Origin of the sequence: Azohydromonas australica DSM 1124 (assembly GCF_000430725.1) — a bacterium.
In the GTDB taxonomy this organism is placed as follows: domain Bacteria; phylum Pseudomonadota; class Gammaproteobacteria; order Burkholderiales; family Burkholderiaceae_C; genus Azohydromonas; species Azohydromonas australica.
In genome coordinates this window covers 52853-56012 of record NZ_KE387204.1, presented here as the reverse complement: position 1 = coordinate 56012, position 3160 = coordinate 52853, and the positions used below count along the sequence as shown (strand labels likewise).

3 protein-coding genes are annotated in these 3160 nt (G+C 67.0%); all 3 read right to left on the bottom strand.

Annotation, left to right across the window (positions count from 1 at the left end; translation table 11 throughout):
* Nucleotides 1-575, bottom strand: a 575-nt coding sequence (locus H537_RS44745) for an SDR family NAD(P)-dependent oxidoreductase (RefSeq protein ID WP_043459740.1), incomplete at its 3' end; no start/stop codon positions are given.
* A 115-nt stretch (nt 576-690) separates the two neighbouring features.
* On the bottom strand, nt 691-1869 hold the full coding sequence (locus tag H537_RS0122115; protein ID WP_028999587.1) for an acetyl-CoA C-acetyltransferase: 1179 nt from the start codon (nt 1867-1869) through the stop codon (nt 691-693).
* A 109-nt stretch (nt 1870-1978) separates the two neighbouring features.
* A partial coding sequence (locus H537_RS0122110) for a dicarboxylate/amino acid:cation symporter (RefSeq protein ID WP_028999586.1) occupies nt 1979-3160 on the bottom strand: 1182 nt, incomplete at its 5' end.

The window sequence follows — 3160 nt, the reverse complement described above, 5'->3', positions numbered from 1 at the left end:
GCCTTGACCATGTCCGTGGCGATGTAGCCCGGGCTCACGGTGTTCACCGTCACGCCCTTGGCCGCCACTTCCTGCGCCAGCGCCATCGAGAAGCCGTGCATGCCGGCCTTGGCGGCGGAGTAGTTGGTCTGGCCGAACTGGCCCTTCTCGCCGTTGACCGAGGAGATGTTGATGATCCGGCCCCAGCCCTTGTCCAGCATGCCCTCGATCACCTGCTTGGTGACGTTGAACATGCTGTCGAGGTTGGTCGACATCACGGCCTGCCAATCGGCCTTGCTCATCTTGCGGAACTGCCCGTCACGCGTGATGCCGGCGTTGTTCACCAGCACGTCCACGGTGCCGTGCTCGGCCTTGACCTTCTCGAAGGCGGCCACGGTGGAGTCCCAGTCGGCCACGTTGCCCACGGAGGCGTAGAAGGTATAGCCCAGCGCGGCCTGTTCATCGATCCACTTCTGGTGGTCGCGGCTCGGACCGCAGCCGGCGATCACCTTGAAGCCGTCCTTGTGCAGGCGCTGGCACATCGAGGTGCCGATGCCGCCCATGCCGCCGGTCACGTAAGCCAGTTTCTGTGCCATCTGTCTCTCCTTCTTCGGGCCGTCTCGAAGCCCTTGGTGGTTTGGTTCGTCTGGTATCCCGGCGCACCCGCGTGGAACGCCGGGCGGGCGGCGCGGGGCCGCCCGGTTCTTCTGATCAGCGCTCGACGGTCAGCGACACGCCCATGCCGCCGCCGATGCACAGCGCGGCCAGGCCCTTCTTGGCGTCCCGGCGCTGCATCTCGTGCAGCAGCGTCACCAGCACGCGGCAGCCGGAGGCGCCGATGGGGTGGCCGATGGCGATGGCACCGCCGTTGACGTTGACCTTGGCCGGATCCACGCCCAGCTCCTTGTTCACCGCGCAGGCCTGGGCGGCGAAGGCTTCGTTGAGCTCGAACAGGTCCACGTCACCGACCTGCCAGCCGGCGCGCTCCAGCGCCTTGCGCGAGGCCGGCACCGGGCCCATGCCCATGGTGGCCGGATCCAGGCCGCTGGTGCCGAAGCTCTTGATGCGCGCCATGGGCGTCAGGCCCAGCTCCTTCGCCTTGGCGGCGGACATCACCATCACCGCAGCGGCGCCGTCGTTGATGCCCGAGGCGTTGCCCGCGGTCACGCTGCCGGCCTTGTCGAAGGCCGGGCGCAGGCCCGCCAGCGCTTCGGCGGTGGTCTTCTTGTTGATGAACTCGTCGGTGTCGAACAGCAGCGGGTCGCCCTTGCGCTGCGGGATCGAGACCGGAACGATCTCGTCCTTGAAGCGGCCGGCTTCCTGCGCGGCGGTGGCCTTCTGCTGGCTGGCCAGGGCCAGGGCGTCCTGCTGGTCGCGGCTGATGTCGTGTTCCTTGGCGACGTTCTCGGCCGTGATGCCCATGTGGTACTTGTTGTACACGTCCCACAGGCCGTCGTTGATCATGGTGTCGACCATCTTCCAGTCGCCCATGCGCTGGCCGTCGCGGCTGCCCATCAGCACGTGCGGGCTGGCGCTCATGTTCTCCTGGCCGCCGGCGATGACGATGTCGCTGTCGCCCCAGGCGATGGCCTGGGCGGCCAGCATCACGGCCTTGAGGCCGGAGCCGCACACGGCGTTGATGGTCAGCGCCGGCGTTTCCTTGGCGATGCCCGCCTTCATCATCGCCTGGCGCGCGGGGTTCTGGCCCGCGCCGGCGGCCAGCACCTGGCCCATGATGACTTCACCGATCTGGTCGGGCTTGACGCCCGTCCTCTCCAGCAGGGCCTTGATGACCACGGCGCCCAGCTCCGGAGCGGGGGTCTTGGCCAGCGTGCCGCCGAACTTGCCCACGGCGGTGCGGGCTGCGGCGACGATGACGATGTCGGTCATGTGTGTACTCCTCAACTTGGAAACAAGGTACGCATTTCGCTCTGCCCTGGTGCTAGCAGCCAAGGCAAAATGGCCGCAGCCAGCATTGCAGGATGCGCTCGTGTCAGGCTCAGCGGGCCGCCGCGGGCATGTGCGCTTCCTGCGCGTCGAGCACGGCTTCGGGCTCCTCGGCCTCGGCGACGGTCTCGCCGTTCAGGGTGCGGCGCAGGCGGTCGCTGTCGAGATCACCGGTCATCTTGGCGACCACCACCGTGGCCACGCCGTTGCCGATCAGGTTCGTCAGCGCGCGCGCCTCGGACATGAAGCGGTCGATGCCCAGGATCAGCGCCAGGCCCGCCACCGGCACGTGGCCCACCGCGGAGAGCGTGGCGGCCAGCACGATGAAGCCGCTGCCCGTGACGCCGGCGGCGCCCTTGGAGGTCAGCAGCAGCACCGCCAGCAGCGTGATCTGCTGCGAGATGGTCATGTCGGTGTTGGTCGCCTGGGCGATGAACACCGCGGCCATCGTCAGGTAGATCGAGGTGCCGTCCAGGTTGAAGGAGTAGCCGGTGGGGATCACCAGGCCGACCACGCTCTTGCGCGCGCCCAGGTTCTCCATCTTGGCCATCATGCGCGGCAGCACCGACTCGCTCGACGACGTGCCCAGCACGATCAGCAGCTCTTCCTTGATGTACTTGATGAACTTCAGGATCGAGAAGCCGGACGCCCGGGCGATGGTGCCCAGCACCACGAAGATGAACAGCAGGCAGGTGGCGTAGAAGGTGGCCATCAGCTGGCCCAGCTGCACCAGCGAGCCCACGCCGTACTTGCCGATGGTGAAGGCCATCGCGCCGAAGGCGCCGATCGGGGCGACCTTCATGATGTAGCCCACGATGCTGAACAGCACGTGCGAGAACTTCTCGATGAAGTCGAACACCAGCGTGCCGCGCCCGCCGAACTTGTGCAGCGCGAAGCCGAACATCACGGCGAACAGCAGCACCTGCAGGATCTCGCCCTTGGCGAAGGCATCGACCACCGTGCTCGGGATCACGTTGAGCAGGAAGTCGGTGGTGCTCTGCATCGCGCCGGGCTTGGTGTAGGCGGCCAGGCTCTTGGTGTCGAGCTGGCTCACGTCCACGTTCATGCCCGCGCCGGGCTTGACCAGGTTGATGATGACCAGGCCCACCAGGAGCGCGATGGTGGAGACGATCTCGAAGTACAGCAGCGCCAGGCCGCCGGTCTTGCCGACCTTCTTCATGTCTTCCATGCCGGCGATGCCCACCACCACGGTGCAGAAGATGATCGGGGCGAT